Origin of the sequence: Lonsdalea quercina subsp. quercina, from assembly GCF_000688695.1 — a bacterium.
GTDB lineage: Bacteria > Pseudomonadota > Gammaproteobacteria > Enterobacterales > Enterobacteriaceae > Lonsdalea > Lonsdalea quercina_D.
Genome location: NZ_JIBQ01000002.1, coordinates 20,991 through 37,734, shown reverse-complemented (window position 1 = coordinate 37,734; position 16,744 = coordinate 20,991). Strand labels below are relative to the sequence as shown.

The window sequence follows — 16,744 nt, the reverse complement described above, 5'->3', positions numbered from 1 at the left end:
TAACAAAAGGTATTTTTAACTATGTCCGAACACAACAACGTCGAAACTTCATTCCAAATCCAGCGTATCTACACCAAAGATATTTCTTTCGAAGCGCCGAAGGCACCGCAGGTGTTTCAGCAGGAGTGGAGCCCAGAGGTCAAACTGGATCTGGATACGGCGTCAAGCCAGCTGGCCGATGACGTCTACGAAGTGGTACTGCGTGTCACGGTGACTGCGCTGCTGGGTGAAGAAACGGCGTTCCTGTGTGAAGTTCAGCAGGCGGGTATTTTCACCGTTTCCGGTTTGGAAGGTCCGCAGCTGGCTCATTGCCTGGGCGCCTACTGCCCGAACGTACTGTTCCCGTATGCGCGTGAATGCATCACCAGCCTGGTTTCCCGTGGCACTTTCCCGCAGCTAAACCTGGCGCCGGTCAACTTTGATGCTCTGTTCATGAACTACCTGGAACAGCAAGCTTCCGAAGAAGGCGCCGCCGCGCCGCAGCTGGATGCCTGATGAACATGCCTGATGCTTCCATGACCGTTATCGGCGCCGGCTCTTACGGCACCGCACTGGCGATCACACTGGCGCGCAACGGCCATAACGTGGTGCTCTGGGGACATGATCCTGTCCACGTGCAGGCGTTGCAGGATGCCCGGTGCAACCAGGCGTTTCTGCCGGATGTGCCTTTTCCGGATACGTTGCTGCTGGAGAGCGATCTGACGCGTGCCGTGGCTGCCAGCCAAAATATTCTGGTGGTGGTGCCGAGCCATGTCTTTGGCGACGTCTTGCGCCAGATCAAGCCGCATCTGCGCGCGGACGCGCGCATCGTTTGGGCGACCAAAGGGCTGGAAGCTGAAACGGGGCGTCTATTACAGGACGTGGCACGGGAAGCGTTGGGCGACGCAATACCTTTGGCGGTGCTGTCAGGGCCGACGTTCGCTAAAGAACTGGCTGCCGGCCTGCCTACCGCTATCGCGCTGGCGTCGACGGACAGCCAGTTTGCCGATGACCTGCAGGAACTGCTGCACTGCGGCAAGAGTTTCCGGGTTTATCGCAATCCGGATTTCATCGGCGTGCAGCTGGGCGGCGCGGTTAAAAACGTTATCGCCATTGGCGCGGGCATGTCTGATGGGATGGGCTTCGGCGCGAATGCCCGTACGGCATTGATTACCCGAGGCCTGACGGAAATGACTCGCCTTGGCGTTGCGCTGGGGGCGGACCCTTCGACGTTTATGGGGATGGCCGGATTGGGCGATTTGGTTCTGACCTGTACCGACGATCAGTCGCGTAACCGACGTTTCGGCATGATGCTGGGGCAGGGGATGAGCGTAGATGCGGCCCGTGACCAGATTGGTCAGGTTGTGGAAGGTTACCGCAACACGAAAGAAGTCATGGCCCTGTCCAAGCGTCTCAACGTCGAGATGCCGATTACCGAACAGTTGTGGCAGGTCCTTTACTGCGGCAAAGATGCACGAGAAGCCGCGCTGAGCCTGCTGGGCCGGTCGCGTAAGGACGAGAGCGCCAGCTAATCCCTTTTCAAGGATAACGGGTATTCGCCGCCTGGTGGCGCCTATCTCGTTTTGCCCTGCAGAGAGAAGACATGACTTTAGTACGCGATGGACTTCAGAGGACGGTTGCAATGTCGAATGATGAATTAGAGCTGGTCTGGAATAACATCAAAGATGAGGCGCGAAGTCTGGCCGACTGCGAACCCATGCTGGCCAGTTTTTTTCATGCGACGTTGCTGAAACATGAGAATCTGAGCAGCGCGATGAGCTACATGCTGGCAAACAAGCTGGCCAGTTCCACCATGCCCGCCATCGCCATTCGTGAAGTGCTGGAAGAGGCCTACGGGGCCGATCCTCAGATGATTGTCTCCGCCGCGCGCGATATTCAAGCCGTCTGCCTGCGCGATCCCGCGGTGGATAAGTACTCTACGCCATTGCTCTACCTAAAAGGGTTTCACGCGCTGCAGGCCTACCGCATCGGTCATTGGCTCTGGTTGCAGGATCGCCGTGCGCTGGCGGCCTACTTTCAAAATCAGATCTCTGTGTCCTTTGGGGTGGATATCCATCCTGCGGCGAGCATCGGCTGCGGCATCATGCTGGACCATGCGACCGGGATCGTCATCGGCGAGACCGCTATCGTGGAAAACGATGTGTCGATTCTTCAGTCGGTCACGCTGGGCGGAACCGGTAAAACGTCCGGCGATCGCCATCCCAAAATCCGTGAAGGGGTGATGATCGGCGCTGGCGCCAAAATTTTAGGAAATATTGAGGTAGGACGTGGAGCCAAAATCGGCGCTGGCTCCGTGGTGCTGCAACCGGTTCCTCCTCATACCACCGCCGCCGGTGTGCCGGCGCGTATCGTGGGCCGGCCTGAAACCGATAAACCTTCCATGGATATGGATCAGTATTTCAACGGCGCTCACGGTTTTGAATACGGAGACGGCATTTGAGCGCCGTCGATCTTGATGCTCTCAAGCGCTCTGGAATGAGGCGCACACTCGGGCGAAACGCTTTGCGTCGCCTGTCCTCGTGGTGTGATCTTCGCTGAAGAGCGACGCGATTTTTCTGCCTGAGACCACACATGTTATTTCTATTTTTCCCCATCGCCGCACCCTCTGAAAAGATACCGCCTTGACAGCGGCTGCGCGGATTTTTATGAGTAATTGAGAACTGGATATGTTGTTGAAATTGGCTGTACCTTCTCGGTGTTTACCCCTTTTGACCGTACTCTCGGCCCCGGTGATGGCTGAAGATATGGCTTCCAAAAACGCTTCCATAAATGCGGAAGAGCAGGAAACGACGGCGTCGGAGGCGGGGTTTTGGCAACGGGCCAAAACCAATCTGTCCGCGACCTGGAATGCGCCGCAGTCATACGATCTCTACGTACCGACAATCACCTGGCATAACCGCTGGACTTACGACAAAGAAAAGACCGACCGCTACAATGAACGTCCGTGGGGCGCGGGCTTCGGCGTGACGCGGTTTGATCAGGATGGCGACTGGCACGGCCTGTATCTGATGGCGTTCAAGGACTCATTCAACAAGTGGGAGCCGATTGGGGGCTACGGCTACGAAAAACGCTGGCAGCCGACGACCAATGGCGATTTCCATCTGGGGCTGGGCTTCACGGCGGGCGTGACCATGCGGGATAACTGGAACTACATCCCGATTCCGGTGCTCCTGCCACTGGCCTCCATCAACTATCAGCGTTTGTCTTTCCAGGCGACCTACATTCCTGGAACCTACAACAACGGCAACGTATTCTTCGCCTGGCTGCGCTGGCAATTCTAAGTTCTTAACGTGAAATGCGGCTGACAATTGTGCTTTATTTGTTCGGTTGTCAACCGCATTGATGAAAAATCGCGCGTAGAACTCATTTACAATAGCGGTTCCTGTTGAGTGCTATTTGAGTGGGTCACCCCGTGCTATTACTGATTGTTACGACTATTCTGTGGGCCTTTTCCTTCAGCCTGATTGGCGAATACCTGGCGGGTCACGTCGACAGCTGGTTCTCGGTGCTGATGCGCGTCGGGCTCGCCGCCCTGATCTTTCTGCCTTTCCTGCGCTGGCGGGGCTATGCGCCGCGGGCGCTGCTGCTTTATTTGCTGGTGGGCGCCTGCCAGCTGGGCATCATGTACCTGTTCGCTTTCCAGGCCTATCTCTATCTCACCGTGCCGGAGTTCCTGCTGTTTACCGTCATGACACCGCTGTATGTGACGCTGATTTACGATCTGCTAAAGCGTGAGCCGCTACGATGGGGCTACGCGCTCAGCGCGCTACTGGCCGTGGCGGGCGCGGCGGTGATTCGGTACGACGGCATCAGCGGACAGTTCTGGTGGGGCCTATTGTTGGTGCAGGCGGCTAATATCTTCTTTGCCATCGGACAGGTTGGCTATAAGCGGCTGATGGAGGTCTACCCCATGCCGCAGCACAGCGCATTCTCCTGGTTTTATTTGGGGGCGCTGAGCGTTTCGGTGGTGGCCTGGCTGCTGTTCGGCGACGCGCATAAGTTGCCGACCACCTCGGTGCAGTGGGGCGTACTAGTATGGCTGGGAATTGGAGCGTCCGGCATCGGTTATTTCATGTGGAACTATGGCGCGACGCAGGTGGATGCCGGAACGTTGGGAATTATGAACAACTTTCACGTTCCGGCAGGCCTGCTGGTCAATTTCGCAATTTGGCAGGAACGACCGCATTGGCCGAGCTTTATCGTCGGCTCGGCCGTTATTCTATCGTCGTTGTGGGTACATCAGCGTTGGGTTGCGAAGCGTCCCGCACGAACGGCAGATGCGAACAGGCGTGCTGACGCGCAGAACGAATAAAAGCGTCAATCACCGGCTGACGCTGCTCGCCATCGCGCACTGCGGCGTACAGCCGGCTCCACAATCCTTTCCCCAGCGTTTTGGTGACGACCAGTCCCTGACGTTCGAAACTCTCCACCACCCAGTGCGGCAGCGCGGCGATCCCCATGTGGGCCGCCACCATTTGGATGAGCAGCAGCGTATTGTCCACGCTCTTCAGCGCCGGGCTGACGCCCGCGGGTTGTAGGAAGTGACGCCAGATATCCAGGCGTTGGCGCTGCACGGGGTAGATCATCAGCGTTTCCTCACTGAGATCTTCCGGGTCGATCTGCTCTTTGGCCGCCAGCGGATGGTCGGGGGACAGCACTAATCGGACTTCGAAGTCGAACATTGGCGAATAGTGCAGACCGCTGCGCGGCAAAATATCTGAAGTCATCACCAGATCCAGCGTTCCTTGCTGCAGAGCAGGCTGCGGGTCGAACGTGACGCCGGACTTGAAGTCCATGGCGACCTGCGGCCAGCTCTGATGAAAATTTTCCAGCGCCGGCGTCAGCCACTGAATGCAGCTGTGGCATTCAATAGCCAGACGCAGCGTGGCCTGGTGAGGTTCGTGGCAGGCCTGCAGCGCCTGCTGAATCTGCGGCAGCACCTGCTCCGCCAACTGCAGCAAAATATCCCCTTGCGGAGTGAATCGCAGCGGTTGGCTCTTACGGACGAATAGCCGGAATCCTAAACGTTGTTCCAGATCGCTAAATTGATGCGACAGCGCGGATTGCGTTTGATGGAGCTGTGCGGCGGCGGCGGCTAACGATCCTGTATTGCGCAGCGCCAGCAGCGTCCGTAAGTGTTTAAGTTCGATCATGAGAGTCCTTCACAGTGACAGTGAATAAATTGCGCTTGTGCTTACTACACTACCTGCGGATTATGGATGTGTAAACATCTGGACGGCTAAATGGGAATTCAAGCATGGCAATTGTAAATCATACTCTCGGTTTTCCTCGCGTCGGCTTACGTCGTGAGTTGAAAAAAGCACAGGAAAGCTATTGGGCAGGGAACACCACCCAGGAAGAACTGCTGGCCGTCGGACGCGATCTGCGCGCCCGTCACTGGCAGCAACAAAAGGATGCTGGCGTGGACCTGCTGCCGGTGGGCGATTTTGCCTGGTACGATCACGTATTAACCACCAGTCTGCTGCTCGGCAACGTGCCGGCGCGTCACCAGAATGCGGATGGCTCTGTCGATCTGGATACGCTGTTCCGCATCGGTCGTGGCCGTGCGCCCACCGGCGAACCGGCTGCGGCGGCGGAAATGACCAAGTGGTTCAATACCAACTACCACTACATGGTGCCTGAATTTACCCAGGGTCAGAGCTTCAAACTGACCTGGACGCAGCTGCTGGACGAAGTCGATGAAGCGTTGGCGCTGGGTCATAAAGTGAAACCCGTCCTGTTGGGACCGGTCTCCTATCTGTGGCTGGGTAAAGTGAAAGGCGCGGCATTTGATCGTCTGTCGCTGCTGAACGATATCCTGCCGGTGTATAAACAGGTTCTGGGCGAACTGGCGAAACGCGGCATCGAATGGGTGCAGATCGACGAACCGGCGCTGGTGCTGGAACTGGAAGACAAATGGCTGACGGCGTTCAAACCGGCGTACGACGCGCTGCAGGGGCAGGTGAAACTGCTGCTGACCACCTATTTCGATAGCATCGGCCAGAATCTGGATACCATCAAAGGGCTGCCGGTTCAGGGGCTGCATGTTGACCTGGTGCATGGCAAAGACGACGCCGCGACGCTGAATGCCCAACTGCCGGCGGACTGGGTGCTGTCTCTTGGCGTGATCAACGGCCGTAACGTCTGGCGTGCAGACCTCAGCACCTGGTACGAACGCCTCCAGCCGCTGGTCGGCAAACGCGCGCTGTGGATCGGCAGCTCCTGTTCGCTGCTGCATAGCCCCATCGACCTGAGCGTAGAAACGCGTCTCGACGAGGAAGTGAAAAGCTGGTTCGCGTTCGCGCTGCAGAAATGTAGTGAGCTGTCACTGCTGACCACCGCGCTGAACAGCGGCGACGGTAAACCGCTGGAAGTCTACAGCGCGCCGATCCGCGCTCGCCGCACCTCCACCCGCGTACACAATGCGGCGGTGGAAAAACGTCTGGCCGCCATCGTGGCGAAAGACAGCCAGCGCCAGCATCCTTATCCGCAGCGTGCGGAAGCCCAACGCGCACGCTTCCAACTGCCGTCATGGCCGACGACGACCATCGGTTCATTCCCGCAAACGACAGAAATCCGCAGTTTGCGTCTGGACTTCAAACAGGGTCGTCTGGATGGACAGCACTATCGGACAGGGATTGCTGAACACATCAAACAGGCGATCACCGAGCAAGAGCGTCTGGATCTGGATGTTCTGGTGCACGGTGAAGCCGAGCGTAACGACATGGTCGAGTATTTCGGCGAACATTTAGACGGTTTCGTCTTCACGCAGAACGGCTGGGTTCAAAGCTACGGCTCCCGCTGCGTGAAACCGCCCGTTATCATCGGCGACATCAGCCGTCCAGAGCCGATCACCGTCGAGTGGGCGAAGTACGCGCAGTCCTTAACCAGCAAGCCGGTGAAAGGCATGCTGACCGGTCCTGTGACCATCCTGTGCTGGTCATTCCCGCGTGAAGACGTCAGCCGTGAAACCATCGCCAAGCAGATTGCGCTGGCGTTGCGCGACGAAGTGGAAGATTTGGAAAAAGCCGGCATCGGTATCATCCAGATCGACGAACCGGCGCTGCGTGAAGGCCTGCCGCTGCATCGCTCCGACTGGAAAGCCTACCTGGAATGGGCGGTGGAAGCGTTCCGTCTGAACGCCGCGATTGCTCAGGACGACACGCAGATCCACACCCACATGTGTTACTGCGAGTTCAACGACATCATGGATTCCATTGCTGCGCTGGATGCTGATGTCATTACCATCGAAACCTCGCGTTCTGACATGGAGCTTCTGGAGTCGTTCGAGGAGTTCGAATATCCGAACGAAATCGGTCCCGGTGTTTACGACATTCACTCGCCAAACGTCCCAAGCGTGGAATGGATTGAAGCGCTGCTGCGCAAGGCGGCGGAATACGTCCCTGCCGACCGTCTGTGGGTGAATCCGGACTGCGGTCTGAAAACCCGCGGTTGGCCGGAAACGCGTCAATCACTGGCCAACATGGTGCAGGCGGCCAAACGTCTGCGCGAAACGCAGGCCTGATCGCTGACGAGAGAGCCGTCCCGTCAGTGTCCCGGCGCTTCGCCGGGACGTATCAGTCCGCAGGCATGAGCCACCCGCTGGCTCATCAATGTCTCAACGGGGGAACGAAAGTTTCCCCGTTTTTTATGGCGCATCCATCCGGTTTTCTCACTCTCGCTTCCTATTTTTTTAGCGCCTGACGCGGCAGTGCCTCGACGCTAGTCGATACGCGTGTTCCTCTGGATTAAGCCCCCGTTGTCGAAGACGGCGACGGGGCTTTTGAATGGCTATCGTTAGAACGGTGTTTGTTCGGTGATTTTCTTCATGTTGATGTAATAAAAGGATTTATTTGCTGACTGAATGTGCCGAGGGTCAGCTGAGGCGCTGCAAATAGGGGGGGAGCGTGGGTTCCGGAAGTACGGACAGGACTTTCAGTTTTTTCAGCGTGCGATTCTGAGCATTCGCCAGATGCTCATCCAGGGTCTGCGCTGCGAGGTCCCAGCACCCTTCCAGCAGTTGTTCGTAGATCACCTGATGCTCGTTTACCATGGCTTCATCAACGGGCAGCGAGAGCGTTTCATGGAAGATGCGCGCGATAGTCAGGGTCGAGTGACTCTGCCGAAGAATATCAACCAACGTGCGGTTGCCCGCAAACTCCAGGCTGAGCAGATGAAGATCGTCTTCGACCTGCTCAAGTTCGGCACCCGTGCTGACTTTACTGGTTCGAATGCGCTCAATATGCATTAGACTGGCATCGATGTGTTTCTGAGGGATAAGAGGCCCTGCCCGACGCAGCGCGGCGGGTTCAAGACTGGCGCGGACTTCATAATGCTCGCGGATTTCACGGGCGGTTAGCGGCCCAGCCAGCCATTGGGAGTAAGGCTCTTTTTCTACCAGACCACGATCGCGCAGTCGCATCAGGCTTTCGCGAATAACGTTGCGGCTGACGTGGTAAAACTCGGCCGCACTGGCCTCGTTGAGTTGGTAATGACCGAACACCATACAGGTCGACAGCGCTTCATGCAGGTCGCTGAGCACCTTTTCACCGGTGCTGCGTGTGTCCACCAGCTCTTGCTGCTGATCGAACCCCAGCATGGTGCGGTTGAGCGGCATACGCACAGGCTCAACTTCCTGATCTTCCGCCGCCACGATGAAACCGCGGCCTTCGAAGCGACTGATCAACCCTTCTTCATGCAAAAGTCCGAGAGCCCGGCGGACGGGAACGCGACTGGTACCGAACAATTCAGCTAGCGGTCCTTCCAGCATGACCAATCCAACAGGCAACGTGTTTGCCTTGATGGCCTGCTGCAATACCTGATGGATCATTTCGTAGCGTGCTGTGCCACGAATGTCCGGTTTTTTATTATCGTGTGTAGTTAACATCCTTTATGACATCGTCTCCTGCCATGCGCATGACGTCATTATCGCACACCTCTGCGGCGATGTGCGTGACTGATGGCGGTTAAAAAACAGCCTATTTGGATAATACACGTTCAATAATGGATGTTTTAATATAAGGTACGTTTATGGATAATACTCATCGAGATTGTGAGTTTTTAGGCGTAAATATCGATATTTGGTCATTTTTAAAACTAAGGCGATATATTTATCTAATATTTTCGTTTTTAACGATGCCCTTTTATTTTTTTGCGCTCTTAATTGCCCATTTAACTGGCGAATAGTGACGCGCCAATTAAATAGATAGCTATCTATTTGAGGCATTTTCGGCGGATTAAACGCGTTTTGCTCGGAAAAACAAAGGACTGGAGAGACCTGCGACATCCGGCGTTGGCGGGAGAGGGGAAAAGACCTTTTCTATTCGCTGGAGGTGCCCCGGCGAAGCGTGATCACAGACCACTCGTGTGATGACTCAGCGGTTTTGCTCGCGGTTATTATTGAAAATCATAGGATAAAATCCCGAATTCGCCGGCGGGATCGCTTTCTCCATCTGATTATCTGCTATCTATATTTTTACGCGGTGGGTTATGGCGCGTTCTATGCGCCGTAGCCCGTGCTTTGATTATCGACGACGGCCCATCCACAGCGGCCGGATTAGGGAGGATAGAATGTCATTACAGGATAAACGCGTCGTTATCAGCGGCGCGGCCAGCGGTATAGGGTTCGCTATCGCCGAACTTTTCTCACACCATGGCCCGCGCTTGCTGTTGTCCGATCGCGATGCGGAAGGGTTGGAACATGTCGTCGAGCGCTGTCGCCAACGCGGGGTTGAATGCTATGGCAGCGTCGTGGATGTTGGGACGCCGTCGGGAGCGCAGCAAAGCGTTGATGACTGCGTTCGGTACTACGACGGTATCGATGTACTGATTAATAATGCGGGGCTGTTGACGCAGGCGCCCTGTGAAGCGATCACGCTGGAGATGTGGGAGGAGATGATGGCGGTAGATCTGCGCAGCGTATTTATCTCTTCCCAGCGGGCGCTGCCGTGGATGCGGCGTCAGCGTTGGGGACGCATTATCAATATCGCCTCTCAGCTCGGTATCAAAGGCGGGGCCGAGCTGTGCCATTATGTGGCGGCGAAAGCTGGCGTCATTGGCTTTACCAAATCGCTGGCGCTGGAGATGGCTCCGCACAATGTGCTGGTCAACGCCATCGCTCCCGGCCCGATCGCGACGCCGATGGTTGACGGCATCAGCAGCGACTGGAAAAAAGCCAAAGCCGCTGAGCTGCCGTTAGGGCGGTTCGGCAACGCTGACGAGGTAGCGCCAGCCGCGCTGCTGCTGGCCAGCGATCCTGGCGGCAACCTCTTCGTCGGTCAAACGCTGGGGCCGAATTCCGGCGACGTGATGCCCTGATCTGAAAGCATGCCGACGTCGCTTTCGGGCATGCTCCCGATAACGGCCACTGGCCGTCGGTTGATGATTGCGGTGTCGTCGATTGTGGACAATGGTGCCACAATAGCGTTCTCATCGGCTCACGCGCGCCAGCCCGAGGTTTCACGAAAGATTTTCAGGGCTGTTTAACGGCGTGCCTGTTGATGATGACGTCGGTATGGCCCGTCTCAATTGAGTTTTAAAGGTATTATTATTGTGAAAAAAAAGCACATCCCCGTCATTTCCCGGGGATCTCTTCTCGTTTCTCCCCGTCAGCACCTCGGCGAACAGCCCGTGATCTCTCAGCGCCCTTGCGGCGAGGGAACATGATGAGGCGGGGAAACTGGCTTTCAAAACGCGAAAGCGGCACGGGGCGCTTTCAGACTCCGGTGATCATGAAAAGCGGCGGTCAATGATGAAGAGCAACGGTGTGACCTTACGAGTACTGGGAACCTCAGTGACGCTGCTGGAGCTGCTGCAGAAGCAGGCCGAGCAGGATTTGGGCATGAATATCGACTATCGGGTATGCAGCGTGAAAGAAGCGCAGCGTATCGCCGTCATGCACCCTGAAAGTTACGATCTCTATGACCAGTGGTTTCACAATATCGACTTTGTCTGGCCTGCACAGGCAATCCAGCCGCTTGAGATCGCCAAACTGCAGTATTGGGATGAAATCAACGACCTCCCGAAGCGAGGCAGGCTGTTACCCGGTCAAGCGCTGAGCCGCGGTAGCGAACCCTCGCATCGCCTGTATGTGCAGGATAATGGCGAGCTGGGCGCCAACCCTACCGATAAAATCAGTATGCTGCCGCTGACGCACAACACGGACAGCTTCGCCTATCAGGTCGAGCGGCTGCCGGCTTCACTCGTCGGTAAGGAGGAGAGCTGGGGATGGCTGGTGGATCCCGCATTCTTTGGTCAGGTCGCGTTACAGGATGAAGCCTCCATGGGCGTGTTGGACGCCGTGCTGGCGGTGCAAGCGCGTGGACTGTTCAAGTTTGGCAACGTGGGCAACCTGACGCTGGAAGAGATCGACCGACTGGCCGACGTATTGGCTGGCCTGCGTCGGCAAGGACATTTTGCCGCGCTGGGTTCGACGCATGATGAGGCCAGCAAACTTATCGGCAATCAACTGGTGTGCATACAGAGCCTGTGGGCGCCGACGTATTTTCGTCATCACTTCCGCCAAAAAGGGTTCAAGCTGGCGGTGCCGCGCGAGGGTTATCGCGCCTGGTACGGCGGTTTGTCGATGTCGCGCTGCGTCAGCGGGCGCGTAAAAGAGGCCGCCTATGATTATCTGAACTGGTGGCAGTCCGGCTGGCCGGGGGCGGTCATGGCGCGGCAGGGCTACTATATTTCCAACCCGCAGCGTACGCGCACCTATCTCTCTGACGCCGAATGGGATTTCTGGTACGGCGGCAAACCTGCGGTCGAAACGCTGCCGGATGCGCACGGTAACCCTCTGATAATGCCGGGCGAAATGCGCGACGGAGGGAGTTACGAGCAGCGCATGGGGCACATTGCCGTCTGGAATTCGGTGATGGATGAACACAACTATCTCGTGCGGCGTTGGCAAGACTTCGTCCATGCCTGATTGCTGACGCGCGCCTGGCGTATGCGCTGTCGATAAGCCACTCATGACGCGATGATGGATGACGCGTCTCGCGGACTGAGCGACATCGTCGTCCTTATCGCAGTACGAAAAAATCAATTCATAATAGTGTGGTATCACTAAATGATTACCCTCTCCGGGAGCGACCGCGTTCACGGAGTTACCGGGTAAACGGCGCTGGGGTAGGGCGATGCCCTCTGATTCACTACATCGATGGAGAGCGATATGTCTGATGTATTTCATCTGGGATTAACCCAGGAAGATGTTCATGGTGCCGAACTGGCGATTGTGCCGGGCGATCCGGCGCGGGTAGAGAAAATCGCTCGTTTGATGGAGAACCCGGTATTCTTGGCGTCTCACCGCGAATTCACCTCCTGGCGCGCGGAGCTGGCCGGTAAGCCGGTGATCATCTGTTCGACCGGCATCGGCGGGCCGTCCACGTCGATTGCGGTGGAAGAACTGGCGCAGCTGGGTATTCGCACGTTTCTGCGCGTCGGCACGACCGGGGCTATCCAGCCTCATATCGCCGTAGGCGACGTGCTGGTGACGACGGCGGCGGTGCGTCTCGACGGAGCCAGCCTGCATTTCGCGCCGATGGAGTTTCCCGCCGTCGCGGACTTCGCCTGCACGGCAGCGCTGGTGGAGGCTACTCGCGCCGCCGGCCATACGCTGCATGTCGGCGTCACCGCCTCTTCCGATACGTTCTATCCGGGGCAGGAGCGCTACGATACCTTCTCGCGCCGGGTCGTGCGCCGTTTCCGTGGGTCGATGGAAGAGTGGCAGAGCATGGGGGTGCTGAACTACGAAATGGAGTCCGCAACGCTGCTGACGATGTGCGCTAGCCAGGGGCTGCGCGCGGGGATGGTCGCGGGCGTTATCGTGAATCGGACTCAGCAGGAAACCCCCGATGCCGCCACGATGAAATTGGCCGAAACCGCGTCGGTGAACGTGGTGCTGGCGGCGGCGCGCGCGCTGCTTTCCTGAATCCATTCATTTCCACTCATTAAAGGAACGCTATGACGTTAGCTAAGACGCTGCACCCTTCCGTCCTGCCGCTGAACGGCGGGATCAATTTTCGCGATCTGGGCGGCCTGGCCGCGGCCGACGGTCGGCGAGTGCGCCCCGGCAAGCTGCTGCGTGCTGGCGCGCTGGATGAACTGAGCGATCAGGATCGCACGTATCTGGCCGATGTGCCGGTCGCGCACGTGGTCGATTATCGCGATATCTCGGAGGCCGCGCTGCGTCCGGATCGGCTGTGGGCGGGTGTCAGCTATCATGCCGTGCCGGCTAACCCGCCGAGTCATGAAGTGACGGCGAATCTTGAATCGCTGGGGTCGGAGAAGCTGGCCGAGCTGGATGCGCGCGCTTTCATGCTCACCGTGTATGAACGGCTGCCGTTTGATAACAGCGCCTATCACCATCTGGTCCAGTTGCTGCAGGCACCGGACGAGGGCGCGTTGGTCCAGCATTGTGCGGTCGGCAAGGATCGGACCGGCGTCGGCGTTGCGCTGGTGTTATTCGCGCTGGGGGCGGATGAACAGACGGTGATGGACGATTATCTCCTGACGGAAACCACGCTGGAGCCGTTCCGCCAGCGCCTGATTGAGGAGCTGACGCCCGTGTTCGGCGAGGCGGCAATGCGGCCGTTCGCTTTTATTTTATCGGCTCGAGAGGAGTTTCTGCAGACGGCGCTGCGTACGATACGTGAGCGGCACGGCTCGATAGACGACTGGTTGATGCGGGATTACGGATTGGATGCGTCAGCGCGGGAACGCTTGCGCGAACGGTATTTAGATTAAGCGCGCGAGCGAAACGGCGGGCCGATCTTGCCGCACGATAATGGCAGGGGNGGCCCGCAGGTGGAGAAAAGGCCTGGGCCGAGACGACGGCGTGAAACGCGTCGTCTCGGTCAGACAGGCGGAAGGCTCCACCGTCTTTTGATTCCCCGGAATCAACCGGTATTGCGCATCCCCGCGGCGACACCGGCGACGGTGATCATCAACGCCTGCTCGACATCGGGGTCCGGCGTCTCCTGCTGGCGGCAGCGATGCAGCAGTTCGGCCTGCAGGACGTTGAGCGGATCGGTATAGACGTTGCGCAGCGAGATGGATTCCGCGATCCAAGGCAGATCCGCCATCAGGTGGTCGTCGTTGGAGATGGTCAGCACGGCTTTGATGTCCTTTTCCAACTGCGCGCGCAGCTGATGGCCCAGCGGCCATAAATTCTCCTGCACCAGTCGCTGATCGTAGTATTCCGCTAACCACAGGTCGGTTTTAGAGAACACCATTTCCAGCATGCCGATACGGGTGGAGAAGAATGGCCAGTCGCGGCACATCGCTTCCAGCTGATCCTGTTTGCCGTCATCCATCACCTTCTGCAAAGCCGCGCCCGCGCCTAGCCAGGCCGGGAGCATCAGACGGTTTTGCGTCCAGGCGAAAATCCACGGGATGGCGCGCAGGCTTTCCACTCCGCCGCTCGGCCGACGTTTGGCCGGGCGGGAGCCCAGCGGCAGTTTGCCCAATTCCTGTTCCGGCGTTGCCGCTCGGAAGTAGGGGACGAACTCTGGATTTTCGCGGACGTAGTAGCGGTACATATCGCAGGAGGTCCGTGCAAGCTCGTCCATAATGTGGTGCCACTCGTTCTTGGGTTCCGGTGGCGGCAGCAGGTTGGCTTCCAGGATGGCGGAGGTGTACAGCGACAGGCTGCTGACGGTGACTTCCGGCAGGCCGAATTTAAAGCGGATCATCTCGCCCTGTTCGGTCACGCGCAGACCGCCCTTCAGGCTTCCCGGCGGCTGCGACAGCAGTGCGGCATGCGCCGGGGCGCCGCCTCGGCCGATGGAGCCGCCGCGTCCGTGGAATAACGTCAGCGCTACGCCGTATTTCTCGAAGGTTTTGATCAGCGCGTCCTGCGCGCGATATTGAGCCCAAGAGGCCGCCATCACGCCCGCATCTTTGGCGGAGTCGGAATAGCCGATCATGACCATCTGTTTGCCCTGGATCACGCCGCGATACCAATCGATATTCAGCAACTGCGTCATCACGCTGTCGGCATTGTTCAAATCGTCCAGCGTCTCGAACAGGGGAGCCACTGGCAGCGTGTAGGGACAACCGGCTTCCTTGAGCAGCAGGTGGACGGCCAGAACGTCGGACGGCGTGCGCGCCATCGAAATGACGTAAGACGCGATGGCGTTCTGCGGGGTTTGCGCAATGACCTGGCAGGTATCCAGCACTTCCTGCGTTTCCGGGCTGGGCTGCCATTGGCGCGGCAATAGCGGACGTTTGGAGTTCAGTTCGCGGATCAGGAACGCCTGTTTATCGGCTTCCGACCAGCTCTCGTAGTCGCCCAGTCCCAGATAACGGGTAATTTCGGCGATCGCTTCGGTGTGATTGGTGCTCTCCTGACGGACGTCGATGCGGACCAGCGGCACGCCGAAGCAGTGTACTCGGCGCATGGTGTCCAGCAGTTGCCCGTCAGCAATGATGCCCATGCCGCAGGCGTGCAGAGAGCGGTAGCAGGCGTACAGCGGATCCCATAGCTGCTCGTTACAGACCAGCAGGTTCTGCGGCTCGGAGGCGGATTTTCCTTCGAGCTGGGTATCGAGATAGTTTAGCGTCGCGACAAGCTGCGCGCGCATTCTCTTCATCAACTGGCGATACGGCTCCTGAACGCTGTCGCCGCCGGCCAGCTGCTGCAATTCGGGCGTACACGTGGACATCGACAGCTCGGAAACCAGCTCCTGCACGTCGTTCAAAAACAGCGCCGCCGCTTTTCGGCGACCCAGCAGCAGCACGCGACGGGTGATCGTCGCCGTGACGTTAGGGTTGCCGTCGCGGTCTCCCCCCATCCATGAGGTGAATCGGACAGGCGTCGCCTCCACCGGCAGACGATAGCCGAGTTCCCGCTCCAGCTGTTCGTCCAGCTCGCGCAGAAAGGCGGGGACGCCCTCCCATAGGCTGTTTTCAACCACGGCAAAGCCCCATTTGGCTTCATCGACTGGCGTTGGGCGCTCTTTACGAATCTCGTCCGTGTGCCAGTACTGGGCGATGAGCTGACGCAGGCGGCGCATTATCTGATGGTGCTCATAATCCGCCAGATCGTCATGATCGAGCTGTTTCAGGCAGTGGTTTACCTCGCCCAGCTTGTGGATCAGGCTACGACGGGTAATTTCCGTGGGATGCGCGGTCAGGACCAGTTCAATGGAGAGCGATTCCACGGCCTCGCGGATCTGGCTCTCGTCCAGTTTGTTGTTGTCTTTCAGACGGCGAATGGCCAGCGCCAGCGTTTCCGGATTACTGGCCGCCTCTCCGTGCGGGGAAATGGTGTGATATTGCTCGGCGGTATTGGTCAGGTTGAGAAACTGGCTAAAAGCGCGCGCAACGGGCAGAAGTTCTTCGTTAGAAAGGTTTTGCAGCGTATTCAGCAGCTGTTGTCGATGTTCATTGCTGCCTGCGCGGGAGGCTTTGGAAAGTTTTCGAATGGTTTCAACACGCTCTAGTATGTTTTCTCCCAATGCGTCTTTGATGGTGTCCCCAAGCAGTTTGCCGAGCATACTAACGTTGCCGCGCATTGCGGAATATTGTTCATTCATATTTGTCCTGACCCGTCTCTCGTTGTCCTGTAAAAATATTACGCTTTAAAAGTGGAGTGATGTTTTTGTCTGGCAATAGAGGATCGCGCCCGTCTGTGGTGAGCACTATCTTTACAGTTGTACCCGTTTCTGTAGGGAAAAGGCAATTTGCGAAATTTAATCGCCTGATCCCTAAGATAAGACTAGCTTATTAAGGTCAAACAAAC

13 protein-coding genes are annotated in these 16,744 nt (G+C 57.6%); 10 read left to right on the top strand and 3 right to left on the bottom strand.

Going from position 1 to position 16,744, the window contains the following annotated elements; translation table 11 throughout:
- Positions 1-21: 21 nt before the first annotated feature.
- The 5 genes from secB (at position 22) to SB13_RS17090 (ending at position 4,312) form a co-directional block, all read left to right on the top strand.
- On the top strand, positions 22-495 hold the full coding sequence (gene secB, locus SB13_RS00300) for a protein-export chaperone SecB (protein WP_026738436.1): 474 nt from the start codon (positions 22-24) through the stop codon (positions 493-495).
- Complete coding sequence (gene gpsA / locus SB13_RS00295) at positions 495-1,511, top strand: NAD(P)H-dependent glycerol-3-phosphate dehydrogenase (RefSeq protein ID WP_026738435.1); 1,017 nt, start codon at positions 495-497, stop codon at positions 1,509-1,511. The genes secB and gpsA overlap by 1 nt, the downstream gene beginning before the upstream one ends.
- Positions 1,512-1,621: 110 nt before the next feature.
- Entirely contained in the window at positions 1,622-2,440 is an 819-nt protein-coding gene (cysE, locus tag SB13_RS00290; protein WP_026738434.1) for a serine O-acetyltransferase, read from the top strand.
- Between the two features lie 304 nt (positions 2,441-2,744).
- On the top strand, positions 2,745-3,281 hold the full coding sequence (gene pagP / locus SB13_RS00285; RefSeq protein WP_235202345.1) for a lipid IV(A) palmitoyltransferase PagP: 537 nt from the start codon (positions 2,745-2,747) through the stop codon (positions 3,279-3,281).
- A gap of 131 nt (positions 3,282-3,412) precedes the next feature.
- Complete coding sequence (locus SB13_RS17090) at positions 3,413-4,312, top strand: carboxylate/amino acid/amine transporter (protein ID WP_072000185.1); 900 nt, start codon at positions 3,413-3,415, stop codon at positions 4,310-4,312.
- Here SB13_RS17090 and metR read toward each other — a convergent pair.
- Positions 4,215-5,153, bottom strand: a complete 939-nt coding sequence (gene metR, locus SB13_RS00280; RefSeq protein ID WP_026738432.1) for an HTH-type transcriptional regulator MetR — start codon at positions 5,151-5,153, stop codon at positions 4,215-4,217. The two genes, SB13_RS17090 and metR, sit on opposite strands and share 98 nt — an antisense overlap.
- Positions 5,154-5,257: 104 nt before the next feature.
- Here metR and metE point away from each other — a divergent pair, with 104 nt between their 5' ends.
- Positions 5,258-7,525 (top strand): 5-methyltetrahydropteroyltriglutamate--homocysteine S-methyltransferase, encoded by a 2,268-nt coding sequence (gene metE, locus SB13_RS00275; protein ID WP_026738431.1) that lies wholly within the window; start codon positions 5,258-5,260, stop codon positions 7,523-7,525.
- A 351-nt stretch (positions 7,526-7,876) separates the two neighbouring features.
- On the opposite strand, the gene SB13_RS00270 is transcribed toward metE, so the two are convergent.
- Entirely contained in the window at positions 7,877-8,887 is a 1,011-nt protein-coding gene (locus SB13_RS00270; RefSeq protein ID WP_026738430.1) for a GntR family transcriptional regulator, read from the bottom strand.
- A 683-nt stretch (positions 8,888-9,570) separates the two neighbouring features.
- Here SB13_RS00270 and SB13_RS00265 point away from each other — a divergent pair.
- The 4 genes from SB13_RS00265 (at position 9,571) to SB13_RS00250 (ending at position 13,746) form a co-directional block, all read left to right on the top strand.
- Entirely contained in the window at positions 9,571-10,317 is a 747-nt protein-coding gene (locus SB13_RS00265; RefSeq protein WP_026738429.1) for an SDR family NAD(P)-dependent oxidoreductase, read from the top strand.
- Positions 10,318-10,747: 430 nt separating this feature from the next.
- A complete protein-coding gene (locus SB13_RS00260) occupies positions 10,748-11,929 on the top strand; it encodes an ABC transporter substrate-binding protein (RefSeq protein ID WP_026738428.1) in 1,182 nt (393 codons plus the stop codon).
- Between the two features lie 243 nt (positions 11,930-12,172).
- On the top strand, positions 12,173-12,931 hold the full coding sequence (gene udp / locus SB13_RS00255; protein WP_026738427.1) for a uridine phosphorylase: 759 nt from the start codon (positions 12,173-12,175) through the stop codon (positions 12,929-12,931).
- A 32-nt stretch (positions 12,932-12,963) separates the two neighbouring features.
- Positions 12,964-13,746 carry a tyrosine-protein phosphatase gene (locus SB13_RS00250; protein WP_026738426.1) on the top strand — a complete coding sequence of 261 codons (783 nt, stop codon included), beginning with the start codon at positions 12,964-12,966 and terminating at the stop codon, positions 13,744-13,746.
- Between the two features lie 152 nt (positions 13,747-13,898).
- Here SB13_RS00250 and ppc read toward each other — a convergent pair whose 3' ends face one another.
- Entirely contained in the window at positions 13,899-16,538 is a 2,640-nt protein-coding gene (gene ppc / locus SB13_RS00245) for a phosphoenolpyruvate carboxylase (protein WP_026738425.1), read from the bottom strand.
- Positions 16,539-16,744: the final 206 nt, after the last annotated feature.